This is a genomic window from Peribacillus sp. NPDC097224 (assembly GCF_044761985.1).
Taxonomy (GTDB): domain Bacteria; phylum Bacillota; class Bacilli; order Bacillales; family DSM-1321; genus Peribacillus.
The window spans coordinates 1712-4725 of the sequence record NZ_JBIWDK010000021.1; the positions used below are offsets into that span (position 1 = coordinate 1712).

Below are 3014 nucleotides of genomic sequence, written 5' to 3' on the forward strand. Positions count from 1 at the left end.
ATTGTTCCTTGAAAACTAGATAATAGATAGAAGGCAATTAATTTTTTTCAAAGCATCAGTAAGATCTTTTTAACGGTTAAGTTAGAAAGGGCGCACGGTGGATGCCTTGGCACTAGGAGCCGATGAAGGACGGGACTAACACCGATATGCTTCGGGGAGCTGTAAGTAAGCTTTGATCCGGAGATTTCCGAATGGGGAAACCCACTGTTCGTAATGGAACAGTATCTCTACCTGAATACATAGGGTATTGAAGGCAGACCCGGGGAACTGAAACATCTAAGTACCCGGAGGAAGAGAAAGCAATAGCGATTTCCTGAGTAGCGGCGAGCGAAACGGAATGTAGCCCAAACCAAGAGGCTTGCCTCTTGGGGTTGTAGGACACTCAATATGGAGTTACAAAGGAACGGGGTAAATGAAGTGACCTGGAAAGGTCCGTCAAAGAAGGTAAAAACCCTGTAGTTGAAACTTCGTTCCCTCCTGAGTGGATCCTGAGTACGGCGGGACACGAGAAATCCCGTCGGAAGCAGGGAGGACCATCTCCCAAGGCTAAATACTACCTAGTGACCGATAGTGAACCAGTACCGTGAGGGAAAGGTGAAAAGCACCCCGGAAGGGGAGTGAAATAGATCCTGAAACCGTGTGCCTACAAGTAGTCAAAGCCCGTTAATGGGTAATGGCGTGCCTTTTGTAGAATGAACCGGCGAGTTACGATTTCATGCGAGGTTAAGTTGATAAGACGGAGCCGCAGCGAAAGCGAGTCTGAATAGGGCGAATGAGTATGAGGTCGTAGACCCGAAACCAGGTGATCTACCCATGTCCAGGGTGAAGTTCAGGTAACACTGAATGGAGGCCCGAACCCACGCACGTTGAAAAGTGCGGGGATGAGGTGTGGGTAGCGGAGAAATTCCAATCGAACCTGGAGATAGCTGGTTCTCTCCGAAATAGCTTTAGGGCTAGCCTCAAGATGAGAGTATTGGAGGTAGAGCACTGATTGGACTAGGGGCCCCCAACGGGTTACCGAATTCAGTCAAACTCCGAATGCCAAATACTTATTCTTGGGAGTCAGACTGCGAGTGATAAGATCCGTAGTCGAAAGGGAAACAGCCCAGACCACCAGCTAAGGTCCCAAAGTATACGTTAAGTGGAAAAGGATGTGGAGTTGCTTAGACAACCAGGATGTTGGCTCAGAAGCAGCCACCATTTAAAGAGTGCGTAATAGCTCACTGGTCGAGTGACTCCGCGCCGAAAATGTACCGGGGCTAAACGTATCACCGAAGCTGTGGATTGACACCGTATGGTGTCGATGGTAGGAGAGCGTTCTAAGGGCGTTGAAGTCAGACCGTAAGGACTGGTGGAGCGCTTAGAAGTGAGAATGCCGGTATGAGTAGCGAAAGAAGGGTGAGAATCCCTTCCACCGAATGCCTAAGGTTTCCTGAGGAAGGCTCGTCCGCTCAGGGTTAGTCGGGACCTAAGCCGAGGCCGAAAGGCGTAGGCGATGGACAACAGGTTGATATTCCTGTACCACCTATACATCGTTTGAACGATGGGGGGACGCAGAAGGATAGGGTAAGCGCGCTGTTGGATATGCGCGTCCAAGCAGTTAGGCCGGAAACGAGGCAAATCCCGTTTCCATTAAGGCGGAGCTGTGATGGCGAGGGAAATATAGTACCGAAGTTCCTGATTCCACACTGCCAAGAAAAGCCTCTAGTGAGATGTAAGGTGCCCGTACCGCAAACCGACACAGGTAGGCGAGGAGAGAATCCTAAGGTGTGCGAGAGAACTCTCGTTAAGGAACTCGGCAAAATGACCCCGTAACTTCGGGAGAAGGGGTGCTTTTTAGGGTGAATAGCCCAGAAAAGCCGCAGTGAATAGGCCCAGGCGACTGTTTAGCAAAAACACAGGTCTCTGCGAAGCCGCAAGGCGAAGTATAGGGGCTGACACCTGCCCGGTGCTGGAAGGTTAAGGGGAGAGGTTAGCGCAAGCGAAGCTTTGAACCGAAGCCCCAGTAAACGGCGGCCGTAACTATAACGGTCCTAAGGTAGCGAAATTCCTTGTCGGGTAAGTTCCGACCCGCACGAAAGGTGTAACGATCTGGGCACTGTCTCAACGAGAGACTCGGTGAAATTATAGTACCTGTGAAGATGCAGGTTACCCGCGACAGGACGGAAAGACCCCGTGGAGCTTTACTGCAGCCTGATATTGAATTTTGTTACAGCTTGTACAGGATAGGTAGGAGCCTGAGAAGCCGGAGCGCTAGCTTCGGTGGAGGCGTTGGTGGGATACTACCCTGGCTGTATTGAAATTCTAACCCGCGCCCCTTATCGGGGTGGGAGACAGTGTCAGGTGGGCAGTTTGACTGGGGCGGTCGCCTCCTAAAGAGTAACGGAGGCGCCCAAAGGTTCCCTCAGAATGGTTGGAAATCATTCGCAGAGTGTAAAGGCACAAGGGAGCTTGACTGCGAGACCTACAAGTCGAGCAGGGACGAAAGTCGGGCTTAGTGATCCGGTGGTTCCGCATGGAAGGGCCATCGCTCAACGGATAAAAGCTACCCCGGGGATAACAGGCTTATCTCCCCCAAGAGTCCACATCGACGGGGAGGTTTGGCACCTCGATGTCGGCTCATCGCATCCTGGGGCTGTAGTCGGTCCCAAGGGTTGGGCTGTTCGCCCATTAAAGCGGTACGCGAGCTGGGTTCAGAACGTCGTGAGACAGTTCGGTCCCTATCCGTCGCGGGCGCAGGAAATTTGAGAGGAGCTGTCCTTAGTACGAGAGGACCGGGATGGACGCACCGCTGGTGTACCAGTTGTCTTGCCAAAGGCATAGCTGGGTAGCTACGTGCGGAAGGGATAAGTGCTGAAAGCATCTAAGCATGAAGCCCCCCTCAAGATGAGATTTCCCATGGCGCAAGCTAGTAAGATCCCTGAAAGATGATCAGGTTGATAGGTCAGAGGTGGAAGCGTGGCGACATGTGGAGCTGACTGATACTAATAGATCGAGGACTTAACCAACGCTTT

Annotated in this window: 1 rRNA gene; it reads left to right on the forward strand. The window is 51.9% G+C overall.

Going from position 1 to position 3014, the window contains the following annotated elements:
- Positions 1-74: 74 nt before the first annotated feature.
- A 23S ribosomal RNA gene (locus ACIQXR_RS20510) occupies positions 75-3008 on the forward strand.
- The last annotated feature ends 6 nt before the right edge of the window (positions 3009-3014 follow it).